Here is a 17,792-nt window from a genome sequence, read left to right as displayed (position 1 = left end):
AAGAATGCTTTGGCTAACGTTAAACCTGTAACTAAGGAAGTTGTGAAGGAAGTTGAAGTTGCTGGCCCGCGTGCTGTCTTCTTCAAGATCGGTAGTGCTCGTATCGACGATTATGGTTTGGTTAACATCGAGTTGGCTGCTAAGATCCTGAAGGCTAACCCGGATAAGAAGTACAAGGTTGCAGGTTATGCTGACAAGGCTACAGGTAGCGCTTCTTGGAACCAGAAGTTGTCTGAAAAACGTGCTCAGGCTGTTTATGACGCATTGATTAAAGAAGGCGTTAACAAAGATCAACTCGAACTCGTAGGATTCGGTGGTACAGCTAACATGTTCGGTAAGAACTATCTGAACCGTGTAGTGATTCTGGAATAAAAACAATAATTCTGGAAAAAGGATAAGATTAGAGGTGAAACTCTATAAAGAAGAAAAGGTGTCTGATTGTTGTCGGACACCTTTTTTTGTTATAAAGGAATCAAATAATATTAGATTGATAATGAAAATATTAATGTAATAATATTAGGATAAAAAGATGAATTTCTAATAGCTTACATAAATTACTCTTGGAGATCGAATACTATATAGTTAAATAATTAAATATTTATTTAGATAAAATGCTTAGTATGGTAAGGAAGTCCAGAAGAATAAGGTCTCGCTTACATGAAAATAGCTATTAATATATCAAAATCTCATTTTTTATAAGATGTATCTTTGCTGTTGATTATTAGATTGTTATTGCATTGTGTCCTATGAATTGATTTCTTCTGAAAATTAATATAAAAAGCCATGTTTGGTAATAATATAGTATAATACATGCTTTGAACTTCTACTCTAATCTGCCAGTTTATAGTCAATAGTGCTTTTAAAGTAAAGCGGAATAATTGGAATGTGCAGCTATATTTAGCATGAGTTAGACTCCCTTTTTTGTTATTATGCCGGCAGATGGAGGTAAATATCAAATTTTAATCGTAATTTTGTAGCCCATTATGAGTAGAATATTAGCTATTGATTACGGTAAAAAGCGTACGGGAATAGCTGTTAGCGATACATTGCAAATGATTGCTAACGGACTAACCACTGTGCCTACGCATGAGTTGCTGGCATTCATCCTTGATTATATAGGAAAAGAACCGGTGGAACGTATTCTTGTAGGCTTGCCTAAACAAATGAATAATGAGGCTTCGGAAAACATGAAACGTATAGAACCTTTTGTTCGTTTGTTGAAGAAAAAGTTACCGGAAATGCCTGTTGAGTATGTTGATGAGCGCTTTACATCCGTTTTGGCACATCGCACTATGCGGGAGGCCGGGCTGAAGAAGAAAGATCGGCAGAATAAAGCTTTGGTGGACGAAATCAGTGCAACTATTATTCTGCAAAGCTATTTGGAAAATAAACGTTTTATATTATAATAAGGTATATATACTTATATATATTGATTTAGTAATTTGTAACTTAGAAAAAGAATGATTTTACCCATTTATGTATACGGTCAGCCCGTATTGAGAAAAGTGGCGGAAGATATTGCTCCCGACTATCCTAATTTGAAAGAGTTAATTGCGAATATGTTCGAAACGATGGATAATGCCGAAGGTGTAGGACTTGCAGCACCGCAAGTAGGATTGCCTGTTCGTGTTGTAGTGGTTGATCTGGATGTATTATCTGAAGATTATCCTGAATATAAAGGTTTTCGGAAAGCATATATCAACCCTCATATCCTGGAAGTTTCAGGTGAAGAAGTGTCTATGGACGAAGGGTGCCTGAGTCTTCCGGGCATTCATGAAGCAGTGAAACGTGGTAATAAGATCCATGTAACGTATATGGACGAGGATATGGTAGAGCATGATGAAATAGTTGAAGGCTATCTGGCACGTGTGATGCAACATGAATTTGACCATTTAGAAGGAAAGATGTTTATCGATCATTTGTCTCCCTTGCGTAAGCAAATGATTAAGGGAAGGCTGAATGCGATGCTAAAGGGAAAGGCTCATTGCACGTATAAAGTCAAGACTGTGAAATAAGCTAATCTTATAATAAGGTATAAAAGGCTCAAAAAATATAAAAAGTCTTCCGTTAATCCCGCCAAGTAAATGAAAAGCATTAAATTTGTTTCGTTTACAAGCATTTATAAGACAAGATGATAAAAAAGATACTGACGGCTTTCCTGTTGCTTCCTACGTTGCTGTGTGCGCAGATCAATACGGAGCGAGTGATGACAATCGCACGCAACGCGTTGTATTTTGAAGACTATGTGCTTTCTATCCAGTATTTCAACCAGGTAATTAACGCTAAGCCTTATTTATATGAGCCTTACTTCTTTCGCGGTTTGGCAAAAATCAATTTGGATGATTTCCAAGGTGCGGAAGCGGATTGCGATGCGGCTATCGATCGTAATCCTTTTGTAGTAGGTGCCTATCAGATACGTGGATTGGCCCGTATCCGGCAGAATAATTACAACGGTGCTATTGAAGATTATCAGACAGCTCTGAAATATGATCCGGAGAATCTTGTTCTGTGGCATAATCTTTCTCTTTGCCATATGCAGAAAGAGGACTATGATGCAGCCAAAGAGGATTTGGGGAAACTGCTGAAGATAGCTCCCAGGTATACGCGTGCTTATCTGATGCGTGGCGAAGTGTCGTTGAAGCAAAAGGATACTATACAGGCTCTGAATGATTTTGAAACGGCAATTGATATGGACCGTTATGATCCTGATGGATGGAGCGCACGTGCTATTGTCCGTTTGCAACAGGGAAAGTATACAGATGCCGAAAGTGACTTGGATCAGGCCATTCATCTGAGTGCGAAGAATGCTGGTAATTATATCAATCGTGCATTGGCGCGTTTCCATCAGAATAATCTGAGAGGTGCCATGAGTGATTATGACCTGGCATTGGATATCGATCCGAATAACTTCCTGGGGCATTATAATCGTGGTTTGCTGCGTGCACAGGTAGGTGACGATAACCGGGCACTTGAAGACTTTGATTTTGTTCTGAAGGTAGAACCGGATAATATGATGGCAACTTTCAACCGTGGTTTGCTGCGTGCACAGACGGGTGATTATCGTGGCGCTATCAGTGACTATTCGAAAGTGATTGACGAATATCCTAATTTTATGGCCGGGTACTATCAGCGTGCCGAAGCTCGTAAGAAGATCGGTGATCGTAAGGGTGCCGAAGAGGATGAATTCAAAATCATGAAGATGCAGATAGACAAGCGTAACGGGGTTACGACAGGCGATAAGGATGTTGCAGACAATAATCAGGATAATGAGGATACGAGCAAGACACGTAAGAAATCCGATAAGAATATGGAGAATTACCGGAAAATCGTGATTGCTGATGACTCGGAAGAAGACCAGAAATATAAGAGCGACTACCGCGGTCGTGTTCAAGACCGGAACGTAGCCGTTAAGATGGAACCGATGTATACATTGACATATTATGAGAAATCGAGTGAGGTGAAGCGCATTGTTCATTTCCATAAATATATTGAGGAGTTGAATCATGAGAAACTGTTCCCGAAACCGTTGCGTATTACTAATATGGAAGCTCCGTTGACGGAAGAACAGGTGAAATTCCATTTTGCTCTGATTGATACCCATACTTCGGATATCGTATCCGATGATAAGGATGCCAAGAAACGTTTCCTGCGTGGACTTGATTTCTATCTGGTTCAGGACTTTGCCAGTTCTATAGATGACTTTACGCAGTCCATTTTGCTGGATGATAAATTCTTCCCGGCTTATTTCATGCGCTCGTTGGTGCGTTATAAGCAATTGGAGTATAAGAAGGCGGAAGCCGGTTTGACCGAAGGTGTTCCCGGAGCTTCTGTTGATAGTAAGAATCAAGCGGAAGTAACTGCCTTGGATTATGATATTGTGAGAAAAGATTTGGATCATGTCATCCAATTGGCACCTGATTTTGTTTACGGATATTATAATCGTGCCAATGTGCTGTCTCTGTTGAAAGATTACCGTGGAGCATTGGTAGATTATGACAAGGCAATCGAATTGAATAAAGACTTTGCTGAAGCTTATTTCAACCGTGGTTTGACTCATATCTTCCTGGGAAATAACAAGCAGGGGATTACAGACCTGAGTAAAGCAGGAGAATTGGGTATTGTTTCTGCTTACAATATTATTAAGCGGTTTACCAACACTCGTGAATAACATTTTTTTGCTAAAAAATAAAATATCAAAAAGAATTAGCTATTTTTGCGTTCTGAAAATTGAAATATACACAACATTATGATAAAGATTACATTTCCAGACGGCTCCGTACGTGAGTATAATGACGGAGTAACGGGACTGCAAATTGCAGAAAGTATCAGCTCTCGTCTGGCACAGGAAGTGCTGGCATGTGGCGTGAACGGTGAGATTTATGATTTGGGGCGTCCTATCAACGAGGATGCTGAGTTTGTTCTCTATAAATGGGAAGACGAGCAAGGTAAGCATGCATTCTGGCATACCAGTGCTCACTTGTTGGCTGAAGCCTTACAGGAATTATATCCGGGTATTCAGTTCGGTATCGGTCCTGCCATTGAAAACGGTTTCTACTATGACGTGGATCCGGGTGAGACCACTATTAAAGAATCTGACCTTCCGGCTATTGAAGCTAAAATGGCAGAACTGGTAGCAAAGAAAGAAGCTGTTGTGAGAGAGAGTATTTCAAAAGCGGATGCATTGACAAAATTCGGTGATCGTGGAGAAACTTATAAATGTGAATTGATTTCTGAATTGGAGGATGGTCACATTACTACTTATACGCAAGGTGCTTTTACGGATTTGTGCCGTGGCCCGCACTTGATGACTACTGCGCCGATTAAGGCTATCAAATTGATGTCGGTAGCCGGTGCATACTGGCGCGGACATGAAGACCGCAAGATGATGACGCGTATTTACGGTATCACTTTTCCCAAGAAAAAGATGCTGGATGAATATCTGGTTGTTCTGGAAGAAGCCAAGAAACGTGACCATCGCAAGATCGGCAAGGAAATGGATTTGTTCATGTTCTCTGATACGGTAGGTAAAGGTTTGCCTATGTGGTTGCCGAAAGGTACTGCATTGCGTCTGCGTCTGCAGGAATTCCTGCGCCGTATTCAGGCACGTTACGATTATCAGGAAGTTATTACTCCGCCGATTGGTAACAAGCTGCTGTATATAACTTCCGGTCACTATGCTAAATATGGTAAGGATTCATTCCAACCTATTCATACACCTGAAGAAGGAGAGGAGTACTTCCTGAAACCTATGAACTGTCCTCACCACTGTATGATTTATAAGAATTCTCCGCGTTCATATAAGGATCTGCCTTTGCGCTTGGCTGAATTCGGTACGGTTTGCCGTTATGAGCAAAGTGGTGAATTGCACGGATTGACACGTGTACGTAGCTTTACACAGGATGATGCACATATTTTCTGCCGTCCCGACCAGGTGAAAGATGAATTCCTGCGCGTAATGGATATTATTTCTATTGTGTTCCGTTCCATGGACTTTGCCAATGTGGAAGCACAGATTTCCTTGCGTGACAAAGTGAACCGTGAGAAATACATCGGTAGCGATGAAAACTGGGAAAGAGCTGAACAGTCTATCATCGAGGCTTGTGAAGAAAAAGGCTTGACTGCAAGAATTGAATATGGTGAGGCGGCTTTCTATGGTCCGAAGTTGGACTTCATGGTAAAAGATGCTATCGGTCGCCGTTGGCAGTTGGGTACCATTCAGGTGGATTATAACTTGCCGGAACGATTTGAACTGGAATATACCGGTGCTGATAACCAAAAACATCGTCCGGTGATGATACACCGTGCACCATTCGGTTCAATGGAGCGTTTCGTTGCTGTGCTTATCGAGCATACGGCAGGTAAGTTCCCGTTGTGGTTGACACCTGAGCAGGTAGCTATTTTGCCTATCAGTGAGAAGTTTAATGATTATGCACAGGAAGTGAAAAAGTTCCTGAAGCAATATGATATCCGTGCAATTGTGGATGAACGCAATGAGAAGATAGGACGTAAGATTCGTGATAATGAATTGAAGCGTATTCCTTACATGCTGATTGTGGGTGAAAAAGAAGCAGAAAACAGAGAAGTTTCTGTCCGCAAGCAAGGGGAAGGCGATAAAGGCACTATGAAATTTGAAGAATTTGCTAAAATTTTGAACGAAGAAGTTCAGAATATGATAAATAAATGGTAACTTTGCGCCCACTTGTGAAAGCATAGCATAAATGATGTTCTAAAGATAGCTTTTACCTAACATAAAAAAATAATAATTTGGGAGTAGTAAATAAGAAACAAACTGGAAATAGAGGTTATTTAATGAAAAATGACAGCTTAAAAGGGCAATACCGGATTAACGAACAAATCCGTGCCAAAGAAGTCCGCATAGTGGGCGATGAAGTAGAACCCAACGTATATCCGATAGCCCAGGCATTGAAGCTTGCCGAAGAACGTGAGGTGGATCTCGTGGAAATCTCTCCAAACGCACAACCCCCTGTTTGTCGTGTCATCGATTACTCTAAATTTCTTTATCAGTTAAAGAAGCGTCAGAAAGAACAGAAGGCGAAACAGGTGAAGGTAAACGTGAAGGAGATTCGTTTCGGTCCTCAGACTGATGATCACGATTATAACTTCAAGTTGAAGCATGCTAAAGGCTTTTTGGAAGAAGGTGATAAAGTAAAGGCTTATGTGTTCTTTAAAGGTCGTTCCATCTTGTTTAAAGAGCAAGGAGAAGTGTTGTTGCTTCGTTTTGCTAATGACTTGGAAGACTATGCAAAAGTAGATCAGATGCCAGTACTGGAAGGAAAGAGAATGACTATTCAGCTTTCTCCGAAGAAAAAAGAAGTGCCTAAGAAGCCTGCTGCACCGAAATCTGCAGATGCTCCGAAAGCAGCTCCGGCTGAATCAGAAGAATAAAAGAAATGAGTAACGCCACAGGTATAGTGCGTTGCCATATAATTTAAATAATTAAAAAATAAGTAAGATGCCAAAGATGAAGACTAACTCCGGTTCTAAAAAGAGATTTACTCTTACCGGAACAGGTAAAATCAAAAGAAAGCACGCTTTTCACAGTCACATTTTGACTAAGAAAACTAAGAAGCAAAAAAGAAACTTGTGCCATTCAACTACAGTTGACGTGACGAACGTAAGCCAAGTTAAGGAACTCTTAGCAATGAAGTAAAAAGCGTACAAAGTATTTTAAAGTATTAACCGAATGCATTAGCTTTAAGTCCGTTGTGTGAAGTAATGGCGCTAACATTCAAAAATTAGTAAAACTATGCCAAGATCAGTAAATCACGTTGCTTCAAGAGCAAGAAGAAAGAAAATTTTGAAATTAACCAGAGGTTACTTTGGTGCAAGAAAGAACGTATGGACCGTTGCCAAGAATACTTGGGAGAAAGGTTTGACTTATGCGTTCCGCGACCGTAAGAACAAGAAAAGAAACTTCCGCGCTTTGTGGATTCAGCGTATCAACGCTGCAGCTCGTTTGGAAGGTATGTCTTATTCTAAGCTGATGGGTGCTTTGCACAAAGCAGGTATCGAAATCAACCGTAAAGTTTTGGCTGATTTAGCGATGAACCATCCGGAAGCTTTCAAGGCTATCGTAGCTAAAGCAAAGGCTGCTTAAGTTTATTTAGCAAATAGTTTACAAAGTGCTGATTACGAACGAGTAATCGGCACTTTTTGCTTATAATAGGGAGAATATAATATAAAATGTCCTGTATGGAGGAAACAAAATCATGTTTTTCCTTGTTTCTTTGACAGAAACTTACTACATTTGTTGTAGAAAATATAGCCGCATTGATTGGATCGGGAAACTCATCAAACTATTATGAAATACCGAGACAAGCTTCGCTTCTCGATGGCGGGCCACGCCCTTCGGGGTAACTTTGAGTCGGTGGATTACAAAGAGGACGAGCGCTCAAATCATGTCATTCGGAGTTTCATCACATCATCGGTGCGGCTTTTTTATAAAGGGGAACGGTAATCTTGTTTGGTTACCGTTCCTTTTTCTTTGTACTTTCTCTAATCAAAAGACTTCCACTTAGCCTCTATTAAGTGGTGTCGTAACTCAAATATTGTCAATAGCAGATTTATGTATTATTAATGGAAGTAGGTTAGGAGGCTGCTTTGAGGTAATGATATGCAATAAAAGAACTTCCATTTCTTTTGCCAGTGTTTTTTGAGTCAAATGCTACATCCCAGTGCTCTCAATGCCACACCTTAACAGGACAAGTGCTACAGGTTGCAGACTGCGAAGTGTGGAGTTAGAGATGGCGGACTGTGGCATTACGCTTGTATAAGTGTGGGCTTACGGTGGTGCAAGTGTAAGCTGGCGGTTATATAAGCGTAAGCTTTTGGAGCCTGCTGCATGGGGACTAAAAAAACAGAGAAGCAAAAGCTTCCCCGTTTCTATATGATGCGAAATATAATTCAGTGAAATAGTATCTATAAATGGATAGTACAAAGATACTGTATCAAAAAGGCGATGTCAAGTATTCCACTGATTATTTTGAAAAAAGGCTATTTCTATTGATTTTGCCGCAAATCTTTTACTCTGACGGCTTTTCCTTCGCTTTGGGGTAATGAACCTTTCTTCACAAGTTTCAATCTTGGGGTAACAAGTATTTCGTCTTTCAGTTGACGGGTAATATCTTTACGTACCTTCTCCAGTTCAATGTAATTATCAGTAGAAAGATCGCTGAGTTCTACCTCTACAATCATTTCGTCCTGGTTGTTTACGGTCTCTAAGGTAATAAGATAGTTGCTACCTAATTGTGGGAACTGTACCAATACTTTTTCAACTTGCATTGGGAAGATATTTACTCCCTTAATGATAAACATATCATCGCTGCGTCCCTTGATGCGGTCGATGCGGAGGTGTGTACGTCCGCAAGGACATTCTCCGGGAAGAATACGGGTAAGGTCACGGGTACGATAACGTATAAGCGGCATCATTTCGCGATCAAGAGTGGTCAATACCAATTCGCCGATTTCTCCATCCGGAACGGGTTCTCCTGTTTCAGGATCAATTATTTCGACGAGGTAGCAATCTTCCCAGAAATGCATGCCGTTTTGTTCCTGACATTCAAAAGCAACGCCGGGGCCATTCATTTCTGTCATACCGAAGCTGTTATAGGCTTTAACACCTAACATGCGTTCGATTTTCTTGCGCTGTTCGTCTGTATGGGGTTCTGCTCCGATAACAAGTGTTTTTAAACTGGTACTTGTCGGATCAATTCCTTCTTCCTGAATAACTTCTGCCAGGCGAATGGCATAACTGGGGATGGCATGGAGTGCGGTAGTCTTGAAATCTGTGATAAACTTGATCTGGCGCTTACTGTTTCCGGCTGCTGCAGGAACAGTCAGTGCACCCAATCGTTCAGCACCGTATTGGAAGCCTAATCCTCCGGTAAACATACCATAGCCCGAACTGTTCTGGAAAACATCTGTTTTACGTATACCTACAGTGTACAAGCAGCGTGCTACCAGATTGGCCCAAGAGTCCAAGTCGTGTTGTGAGTGGACGATGACGGTAGGAGTACCGGTGGTTCCGCTTGATGAATGAATACGCACACCATCTTCCTGCATATTACCTGATACCATGCCGAATGGATAGCAGGCACGCATATCGGATTTCGTAGTAAAAGGTATTTTCTGTATATCATCCAGACTTTGGATGTCGTCAGCTGTGATGTTATGTTCTTGAAATACTTTTTTATAGTACGGTGAATTAGCCGCAATCTTTATCGTTTTTTTGAGTCGTTGAAGTTGCAATTCCTGCAACTTCTCACGACTCATGGTTTCTATTTCTTCTTCCCAGTATTTGTTATTCATGGTGGTGTTTTTTTGAGGGATCTTACATTAATTTCTCAGCAATTTCTTTTCCGGCTGCGAGTGCTTTAAGATTCATTTCCACTATGGCCTCGCCTTTACGTTCGAAGATTTCGCGGATACTGGTCTGTATTTTTTCGTAATCGATGCCGAGGAATGGGGTGGTGGCTCCCAGTAAAACAATATTTGCTACACGGATGGAACCAATTTCTTTGGCTACTTTGTCTACATTAAGAATGATCTTGTGAGGTAGCCTATCTAATTCCGCTCTTACGTCAGCTTCTGCCGGATAGTTTGGGATATTAATAAACGGTGTTTCGTTGGTCACCAGCCAGCCCTCAGGACTTAAGTAAGGAAGATAACGTAGTCCTTCCATCGGTTCAAGTGAAATGATCAGATCGCATTTACCGGAAGGGATAAGATCGGAAGCGATAGGCTGATCGCTTATGCGCAAATTGGATTGTACATCGCCGCCACGTTGGCTCATGCCATGTACTTCCGCCTGTTTCATATATAGTCCGTCTTTAAGGGCGGCTTTACCAATTACAGTGGCGATAGAGAGGATGCCTTGTCCGCCTACGCCGGAAAGTATAATATCTTTTTTCATGGTTTTACTTATTTCGTTTTTTACGTGCTAAGGTTTGAATACATTCTCTGCGTGGAATGATAACGGATACACCGCGATATTCGATTTCTTCACGGATAATCTGCTTCATCTCTTCATAATTCTTTTTCAAGGGAACTACTACACGGATATGTTCGGGGGCTACGCCAATACCGGCACAGATCGCTTCAATACGTCCTGTTCCGGCTGAATCCTGGCCGCCTGTCATTGCAGTCGTTTCATTGTCTGAAATGACAATGGTAACGTTTGCATTCTCATTGACGCAATCCAAAAGTCCTGTCATGCCGGAATGTGTGAAGGTGGAGTCGCCAATTACTGCTACTGCCGGATGAAGTCCGCCATCCGAGGCTCCTTTAGCCATGGTAATAGATGCACCCATATCTACACATGAGTTGATAGCATTAAATGGTGCATTGGCTCCTAAAGTATAACAGCCGATATCACTGAATACTTTATGTGTCGGATATTCTTCTTTCAGAACCTGGGTGAGCGTAGTGTACATATCACGATGGCCACAACCTTCACATAGTGCGGGTGGGCGCATTTCTACGAGCGAAGGAATACCAAACTCTGACTTATTCTCTTTTCCTATAGCACGTGCCACCTTATCCGGATTTAATTCACCGTCTTGTGATAATGTGCCGTCTAAGCGTCCTTTTACTTTTATGCCGATACCAAGATAGCCTTTAAGTTGTTTTTCTACGAAAGGTTGTCCGTCTTCCAATACCAGAATCTCATCACAGGTTTCTACCAATTGCAGGAGCTGTTTCTTAGGTAATGGGTATTGGCCAATTTTTAATACGGGGTATTCGCAACCATCAGGATAGTTTTCCATCAGATAATTGTAGCCGATTCCACACGCTATGATACCTAACTTTTTATTAGGGCCATCGGTATACTTATTATAAGAAGAGTTCTCAGATGCTTCAATAAATTCGGCTTGACGTTCTAATAAAACCTTATAGCGCTTGCGGGCGTTACCTGGCAACAAAATGAACTGGCGGGGGTCTTCACTGAATGACATTTGGTTTTGGGGTTGTTGCGGTTTTTGTTCTACACCGGAACGGGAGTGTGCCAGGCGGGTGACCATACGCATCAATACCGGTTCGCCAATCTTTTCAGAAAATGCGAATCCATTATAAACCATATCATATGCTTCCTGTTGATTGCTTGGTTCGTACATGGGGATCAATGAGAAATCACCATAAAAACGACTATCTTGTTCATTCTGTGAGGAATGCATGCTGGGGTCATCCGCAGCTACTACAATTAATCCACCTTTTACGCCTGTAACAGCTGAATTGATAAAACAGTCGGCAGCTACGTTCATACCTACATGTTTCATGCAGACTAAAGCCCGTTTACCGACAAATGACATACCTAATGCAGCTTCCATAGCTGTCTTCTCATTGGAAGTCCAACGGCTGTGGATGTTCTGTTCAGCTGTAACAGGCGCCATTTGAATATATTCTGTAATTTCTGTGGAAGGAGTACCGGGATAGGCGTAAACACCTGAGAGTCCGGCATCTAATGCGGCTTGTGCAATGGCTTCATCGCCAAGTAAGAGTTGCTTGCTCATATCTGATTATTTTAATGTTAGTCATGGATTATTAAAAAGGAAATAATCTGCGTTTTTCACTCGCAAATATAGGCTTTTGCTTTTATTTTATTATGATTTTACTTGAAAATCTTTCTTTCGTTTAATGCATTCCAGTATTTTCTGGCATTTTTCATGTGGTCAGTATAATTGGAAGCAAAATTGTGGGTACCTGAAAAATCTTCTTTAGCACACATGTAAATGTAGTCATGCTTGGCATAGTTCAGTACAGCATCAATACCTATAGGTGAAGGTATACGTATGGGGCCTGGAGGCAGGCCTGCATTTAAATATGTATTGTAGGGTGAGTCGACATTCAAATGTTCATTGGTTATTCTTCTTAAACCAAAGTCCTGGAGGGCAAACTTTATTGTTGGATCTGCCTGTAATGGCATACCTTTGTGTAAGCGGTTAATATAGAGTCCGGCAACCATTGGTTTTTCCTTGTTGTTGTTGGTTTCCTCTTCAACAATAGAGGCCAGGGTAGAAACTTCTTCCGGTGTCATTCCGATAGATTCAGCTTTAGCCAATCGTTGCTGGTTCCAGAATTTCTCATGCTCTTTTTGCATACGCTCGAAAAATTCGCCTACACTCATATCCCAGTAAACCTGGTATGTTTCCGGAATGAACAGACTGGACATTGTTTCTTTTTTATATCCCATCCGCTTCTGGAATATAGTGTCATTCATTACAGTAGCAATTTCTGTAGAGTCGATCATTAACTGCTTACCAATGCTGCGGGCAAGTCTGTCTAAAGTACGTACGTTGCTAACAGTAAGATTGATAGGTTCCTGGTATCCCCGGTATAAACGACTGAAGACATGATACACATTTTCTCCCGGGCGGATGGCATAGTGTCCGGTGTGAATGGATAAATCGTAATTGCGCCATCGGGTCATCCAGAGAAAACCTGTGAGACTTTTCGGGTGTCCCTGTATTCTTACTTTATTATATATGGAGTCTATTGTATCGTCTTTGTCGATATAAATATAAGTAGTCTTTGGGGGATGAAATTGTGGGTAGAATATATAATAATAGAATGTTCCGGCACAAGCTACGCCCATAAGGAACAGGATTACCAATCCTCCTATGAGAATTTTTTTTGTCTTCTTTTTCATCTGTTTCTGAAGTTTTTTAGTCTGGCAAAGGTAAGAAGAATCTATGAAATAAAAAAAGAGATGCATAAGCATCTCTCTCTTTCTGAGCCGCTAGCCAGACTTGAACTGGCGACCTACGCGTTACGAATGCGTTGCTCTACCAACTGAGCTATAGCGGCAACGGCTTTTTGTTTTTACGGGGTGCAAATTTACAGCTTTCTTCGAAACTACGAAAAGAAAAGATGATTTTTTTGAGAAAATCTTTCCTAAAGCTGTTTTCGGAGGCTATTATGTCATTTTCCTTTTAAAAAAATTGTTTTATCAATATAAAAAATACATCTTTGCAAAAGTGTATACCAACCTGAAATCTGACAATAATTATGAACCTAAAAGTTTATTATAGAAACTTTTCATCCCGCATTGCATCTAAATGGACCATTTTGGCTATTGATATCTGTTTAGTTGTGATATCTACGCTTTTAGCCTGCATTCTTCAATTGGGAGTTTCTTCTATAATATATAAGGTATCGTTATATATATGGATGATTTTATTCTCTCTTTCTTGTAATCTGTGTTTCTTTTCTGTCTTCCATACCTATGTTGGAGTTATTCGTTTCTCTTCGTTTGTGGATATTTACAGGGTGTTTATATCTCTTACAATAAGCTATGGTATATTGGGTATTGGTAATTTTTGTTGGTTGGCTTTTGGATTTGGAGAAACATTACCGAATGGAATTGTCTTTATTGCATATATTCTCAATTTTATTTTTATGGTATGTCTGCGCATTTTGGTTAAAATGCTGCATGAGGCTTTGTCTTTTGATGATCGGCACTGCGTAAATATATTTATTTACGGCTTTCGTGGTACTGGAGTAAATATAGCTAAATCGATGCGGGTAAGTCGAAATAATCATTATCGTGTATGTGGTTTTATTTCAGATGAACCTTGGATGATAGGTAAGCATACAATGGGATGTAGGGTTTATGCTAATGATGATAAGTTGTTTGAGCATTTGAAGAGAAAGAATGTGCAAACCGTTGTTGTGGCACCGGATAAGCTGGCAGATTTAGAATCATCCGGTGTAATGGAGCGAATGTTGGCCCAAAATATTTATGTAATGACAGTACCTCCCTTAAGTAACTGTTTGGATGACGGGATTATAAAAGACATTTATATAGAGGACTGGCTTCGTCGTGAGCCTATCCAGGCTGATATCCGAAAGATTGCTGCTTATATTGAAGGATACCGGATATTGGTAACAGGTGCTGCAGGTACTGTGGGACGTGAAATCGTTCGTCAGTTGGCAGCACTGAATCCCTACCAATTGATATTAGTTGATCAAGCCGAATCTCCTTTATACGATGTTCAATTAGAATTATCGGATCATTGGAAGAACCTTGAAGTAAAGGTCTTGGTGGCAGATGTCGCTAACCGTAGTAGGATGGAAGCTATATTTAAACAGTATATGCCACAGCTGGTCTTTCATGCTGCTGCTTATAAAAATATTTCCATGCTGGAAGATTATGCTGCTGAAGCATTGCAGGTTAATGTTTTAGGTACTAAAAATGTCGCAGATTTGGCTATTAAATACAAAGTGTATAAATGTATGATGATTTCTACGAATCATGCTCTGTCGCCGTTTCATGTTATGGGGTACAGTAAGCGCTTAGCTGAAATCTATATGCAGGGGCTTTCACAAAAAATCAGGCAAGAAGGGCTTACTGCAAAATTATTTGTGGTTCGTTTTGCAGATGTATATCCGGAAGCTCCACGAAGTTTGATGACTTTGCCGGAAGCCTGTCTGCTGATATTGGAAGCCGGAAATCTTGGAGAAAATGGAGGAATATATGTCTTTGAGGATGAATCGGCTCAGGAAACCGAAGTTACATGTTATGACAAGGTGAAAAGGAGTAGGGAGGATATTGCAGGAGTTGATAGGGTTTGTAAACAGATTGATTCTTTAGTTGAAAAATGCGAATCGGATGAATCTCTGACAATAATTAACGAAATGAAAAAAATAATTTCATGTATTGCAGAACATTAGGTAGAGGTCTGAGCTGTTGATAGAGATGGTTTTAATTTCTTTTTCCAAAAATTAGATGTAAAATAAATGGGCGTTATAAAATAATATGCTACCTTTGTGCCCGATTTATATTAATTATAGGAATTCTAAAGATTAATCAAATATTTTATGCGCAGATTAATAACACTATTCTTTTTAATTTTCGTCCTTTCTGGAGTGGCTATGGCCCAGCAGATGTCGGATGATCAGGTTATTCAGTACGTAAAGGAAGCAAATAAAAGTGGAAAAAGTCAGAAGCAGATAACCACTGAACTGTTGCGTAGAGGGGTGACTAAAGAACAAGTTAGCAGGATACAACAAAAATATTCGGAGAGTAATGCTGTAAGTAATAAATCCAATGAAATACCTTCTCAATTGCGTCAACGTACTTTAGTTGATGATGGGGGGGGGCAGAGAAGATCCACCGACTATTCGGAAGTGGGAACAACACCTGATGAAACTGTAGGGGTGAGAGTGGATAATAGAGTAAATAATACTGCTGTTACAGATAATGCTTCTCAAATATTTGGTCATGATGTATTTACAAACCGGAATTTAACGTTTGAACCGAGTATTAACCTGGCTACTCCGGTGGACTATCGTTTAGGACCTGGCGATGAGGTTATTATTGATGTTTGGGGCGCTTCGGAGAATACAATTCGCCAAAGTATTTCACCTGAAGGAACTATTCAGGTGAGTGGATTAGGACCTGTTCAATTAAGTGGCATGACCGTAAAAGATGCCAATGCATATTTGCAACGTGAATTTTCAAAAATATATTCAGGAATATCAGGAAGTGAACCTACTTCTCAAATAAAGTTGACCTTAGGAGATATCCGAACTATACAGATTAATATAATGGGTGAAGTTGCTGTTCCTGGAACATATACATTATCCTCTTTTTCTTCTGTTTTCCATGCTTTGTATCGCGCTGGTGGTGTTAACAAAATTGGTAGTCTGCGTAGTATTAAGGTAGTTCGCAATGGCAAAACGATTGCTGATCTGGATGTTTATGATTACCTTATGAAAGGTAAGATGAAAGATGATATTCGTCTTCAGGAAGGAGATGTAATTATAGTTAACCCCTATGAGTCTTTAGTACGAATAGCTGGTAAGGTAAAGCGTCCGATGTTCTATGAAATGAAGCCAACAGAGACTGTTGCTACTATTTTGAATTATGCCGGTGGCTTTACCGGAGATGCTTACAAAAAGGCTGTTCGTATTATTCGTAAAAGCGGTCGCGAACATCAAGTATATAATGTAGACGAAATGGATTACTCTGTTTTCCGTTTGGATGATGGTGACTCCATTTCTGTAGATGCCGTATTGAAGCGTTTTGAGAATCGCGTAGAAATTCGTGGTGCTGTATATCGCTCCGGTTTATATGAATTGAGTGGAACAGTAAATACTGTAAAGCAATTAATAAAGAAAGCTGAGGGTTTAAGAGGTGATGCATTTTTGAATCGTGCACTTTTAGATCGTGAGAATGAAGATTTGTCTCATGAAGTAATTGCTGTGGATTTAGGTGGTTTGCTTAAAGGAACTGTAGCTGACATACCATTGCAGAAAAATGATATTTTATATATACCAAGCATTCATGACCTGAAAGAAGAGGAGACTATCTCTATTCATGGTGAAGTTGCAAATCCGGGTACATTCCTCTTTTCTAAGAATATGACTATCGAAGATTTGTTGGTTCAGTCTGGTGGCTTATTAGAAGCAGCTGCAACAACAAAGGTTGATATTACCCGTCGTATTAAAGATCCGAAGAGTACTTCTTTTAGTAGTGTTTTAGGAAAGACTTATTCATTTGATATTAAAGACGGCTTAGTAGTAGGTGGAGAAGGAGATTTCTACTTGGAACCGTTTGATGAAGTATATGTTCGCAAGAGTCCTGCATATCGCAAGCAGCAGAATGTAGTTGTTGCAGGGGAAGTACTCTTTGGTGGTAATTATGCTTTAGTGAAGAAGAATGAGCGTTTGTCTGATTTGATTTCAAAAGCTGGCGGAATTACTCCGGATGCTTATGTAAAAGGTGCGCGCTTGATTCGTAAAATGACGGAAGAAGAACAACGCCGTCAGGCCGATGCTGTTCGGATGGCTCGAATGGGAGAGGGAAAAGACTCTATTTCTGTTGAGAAGCTGAACATATCAGACACTTATACTGTTGGTATTGATTTGGAGAAGGCTATCTCTAATCCAGGTAGTGATTTTGACTTGGTTTTGCGTGAAGGAGATGTTTTATTCATTCCTGAATATATTAATACAGTAAAAATTAGTGGAGCGGTTATGTATCCCAATACTGTATTGTATAAGCGTGGTGAAAGTTTACGTTATTATATCAATCAGGCAGGTGGTTATGGTAATCTGGCCAAGAAGAAAAAAGCCTATGTAGTATATATGAACGGTACGGTATCCCGTCTGAAATCTCGTGATAAAAAGGCTATAGAGCCTGGCTGTGAGATTATTGTTCCAAGCAAGGAAGAAAAGAAGCGGATGAGTACTGCTGAAATTTTAGGTATGGGTAGCACAACCGCCTCCATTGCTGCTATGATTGCAACCATGGTTAACCTCTTTAAGTAATA

At 40.3% G+C, this 17,792-nt stretch carries 14 protein-coding genes and 1 tRNA gene; 10 read left to right on the top strand and 5 right to left on the bottom strand.

The window, feature by feature from the left end:
- The 8 genes from DW036_RS24910 to rplT all read left to right on the top strand — a co-directional run.
- The coding region (locus DW036_RS24910) for an OmpA family protein (RefSeq protein WP_147401435.1) at positions 1 to 372 on the top strand (372 nt) is incomplete at its 5' end.
- Positions 373 to 983: 611 nt separating this feature from the next.
- A complete protein-coding gene (gene ruvX / locus DW036_RS24905; protein WP_118466634.1) occupies positions 984 to 1,406 on the top strand; it encodes a Holliday junction resolvase RuvX in 423 nt (140 codons plus the stop codon).
- 54 nt (positions 1,407 to 1,460) lie between these two features.
- Positions 1,461 to 2,015, top strand: coding sequence for a peptide deformylase (gene def / locus DW036_RS24900; protein WP_118466632.1), 555 nt, complete (start codon positions 1,461 to 1,463; stop codon positions 2,013 to 2,015).
- Between the two features lie 116 nt (positions 2,016 to 2,131).
- Positions 2,132 to 4,168, top strand: coding sequence for a tetratricopeptide repeat protein (locus DW036_RS24895; RefSeq protein ID WP_118466630.1), 2,037 nt, complete (start codon positions 2,132 to 2,134; stop codon positions 4,166 to 4,168).
- 78 nt (positions 4,169 to 4,246) lie between these two features.
- Complete coding sequence (gene thrS, locus DW036_RS24890) at positions 4,247 to 6,187, top strand: threonine--tRNA ligase (protein WP_118466628.1); 1,941 nt, start codon at positions 4,247 to 4,249, stop codon at positions 6,185 to 6,187.
- A gap of 122 nt (positions 6,188 to 6,309) precedes the next feature.
- A complete protein-coding gene (infC, locus tag DW036_RS24885) occupies positions 6,310 to 6,906 on the top strand; it encodes a translation initiation factor IF-3 (protein WP_118466644.1) in 597 nt (198 codons plus the stop codon).
- Between the two features lie 67 nt (positions 6,907 to 6,973).
- Entirely contained in the window at positions 6,974 to 7,171 is a 198-nt protein-coding gene (gene rpmI, locus DW036_RS24880) for a 50S ribosomal protein L35 (protein WP_007214084.1), read from the top strand.
- A 96-nt stretch (positions 7,172 to 7,267) separates the two neighbouring features.
- A complete protein-coding gene (rplT, locus tag DW036_RS24875; RefSeq protein ID WP_007214085.1) occupies positions 7,268 to 7,618 on the top strand; it encodes a 50S ribosomal protein L20 in 351 nt (116 codons plus the stop codon).
- Between the two features lie 902 nt (positions 7,619 to 8,520).
- Here the strand turns inward: rplT and DW036_RS24865 are convergent.
- The 5 genes from DW036_RS24865 to DW036_RS24845 all read right to left on the bottom strand — a co-directional run bounded on the left by DW036_RS24865 (position 8,521) and on the right by DW036_RS24845 (position 13,323).
- The gene (locus DW036_RS24865) at positions 8,521 to 9,828 is read right to left on the bottom strand and encodes a phenylacetate--CoA ligase (RefSeq protein WP_118466626.1); all 1,308 of its coding nucleotides are present in this window, start codon (positions 9,826 to 9,828) and stop codon (positions 8,521 to 8,523) included.
- Positions 9,829 to 9,850: 22 nt separating this feature from the next.
- Complete coding sequence (locus tag DW036_RS24860) at positions 9,851 to 10,432, bottom strand: indolepyruvate oxidoreductase subunit beta (protein ID WP_118466625.1); 582 nt, start codon at positions 10,430 to 10,432, stop codon at positions 9,851 to 9,853.
- Between the two features lie 4 nt (positions 10,433 to 10,436).
- Positions 10,437 to 12,029 carry a thiamine pyrophosphate-dependent enzyme gene (locus DW036_RS24855; protein ID WP_118466623.1) on the bottom strand — a complete coding sequence of 531 codons (1,593 nt, stop codon included), beginning with the start codon at positions 12,027 to 12,029 and terminating at the stop codon, positions 10,437 to 10,439.
- 98 nt (positions 12,030 to 12,127) lie between these two features.
- The gene (mltG, locus tag DW036_RS24850; RefSeq protein ID WP_118466642.1) at positions 12,128 to 13,165 is read right to left on the bottom strand and encodes an endolytic transglycosylase MltG; all 1,038 of its coding nucleotides are present in this window, start codon (positions 13,163 to 13,165) and stop codon (positions 12,128 to 12,130) included.
- 85 nt (positions 13,166 to 13,250) lie between these two features.
- Positions 13,251 to 13,323, bottom strand: a tRNA-Thr gene (locus DW036_RS24845).
- Between the two features lie 201 nt (positions 13,324 to 13,524).
- On the opposite strand from DW036_RS24845, the gene DW036_RS24840 reads away from it, so the two are divergent.
- Positions 13,525 to 15,189, top strand: coding sequence for an SDR family NAD(P)-dependent oxidoreductase (locus tag DW036_RS24840; protein WP_187374676.1), 1,665 nt, complete (start codon positions 13,525 to 13,527; stop codon positions 15,187 to 15,189).
- A gap of 147 nt (positions 15,190 to 15,336) precedes the next feature.
- Positions 15,337 to 17,790, top strand: coding sequence for an SLBB domain-containing protein (locus DW036_RS24835; protein ID WP_118466621.1), 2,454 nt, complete (start codon positions 15,337 to 15,339; stop codon positions 17,788 to 17,790).
- Positions 17,791 to 17,792: the final 2 nt, after the last annotated feature.

Origin of the sequence: Bacteroides sp. AF39-11AC, from assembly GCF_003474285.1 — a bacterium.
Lineage (GTDB): Bacteria > Bacteroidota > Bacteroidia > Bacteroidales > Bacteroidaceae > Bacteroides.
The sequence above is the reverse complement of the archived record's forward strand: the minus strand, read 5'-3'. Positions and strand labels throughout refer to the sequence as shown.

What these genes read in the sequence shown, in the direction of transcription:
- ruvX (WP_118466634.1), top strand. Translation starts at nt 984, where the DNA reads ATGAGTAGAATATTAGCTATTGATTACGGTAAAAAGCGTACGGGAATA.
- def (WP_118466632.1), top strand. Translation starts at nt 1,461, where the DNA reads ATGATTTTACCCATTTATGTATACGGTCAGCCCGTATTGAGAAAAGTG.
- DW036_RS24895 (WP_118466630.1), top strand. Translation starts at nt 2,132, where the DNA reads ATGATAAAAAAGATACTGACGGCTTTCCTGTTGCTTCCTACGTTGCTG.
- thrS (WP_118466628.1), top strand. Translation starts at nt 4,247, where the DNA reads ATGATAAAGATTACATTTCCAGACGGCTCCGTACGTGAGTATAATGAC.
- infC (WP_118466644.1), top strand. Translation starts at nt 6,310, where the DNA reads ATGAAAAATGACAGCTTAAAAGGGCAATACCGGATTAACGAACAAATC.
- rpmI (WP_007214084.1), top strand. Translation starts at nt 6,974, where the DNA reads ATGCCAAAGATGAAGACTAACTCCGGTTCTAAAAAGAGATTTACTCTT.
- rplT (WP_007214085.1), top strand. Translation starts at nt 7,268, where the DNA reads ATGCCAAGATCAGTAAATCACGTTGCTTCAAGAGCAAGAAGAAAGAAA.
- DW036_RS24865 (WP_118466626.1), bottom strand. Translation starts at nt 9,828, where the DNA reads ATGAATAACAAATACTGGGAAGAAGAAATAGAAACCATGAGTCGTGAG.
- DW036_RS24860 (WP_118466625.1), bottom strand. Translation starts at nt 10,432, where the DNA reads ATGAAAAAAGATATTATACTTTCCGGCGTAGGCGGACAAGGCATCCTC.
- DW036_RS24855 (WP_118466623.1), bottom strand. Translation starts at nt 12,029, where the DNA reads ATGAGCAAGCAACTCTTACTTGGCGATGAAGCCATTGCACAAGCCGCA.
- mltG (WP_118466642.1), bottom strand. Translation starts at nt 13,165, where the DNA reads ATGAAAAAGAAGACAAAAAAAATTCTCATAGGAGGATTGGTAATCCTG.
- DW036_RS24840 (WP_187374676.1), top strand. Translation starts at nt 13,525, where the DNA reads ATGAACCTAAAAGTTTATTATAGAAACTTTTCATCCCGCATTGCATCT.
- DW036_RS24835 (WP_118466621.1), top strand. Translation starts at nt 15,337, where the DNA reads ATGCGCAGATTAATAACACTATTCTTTTTAATTTTCGTCCTTTCTGGA.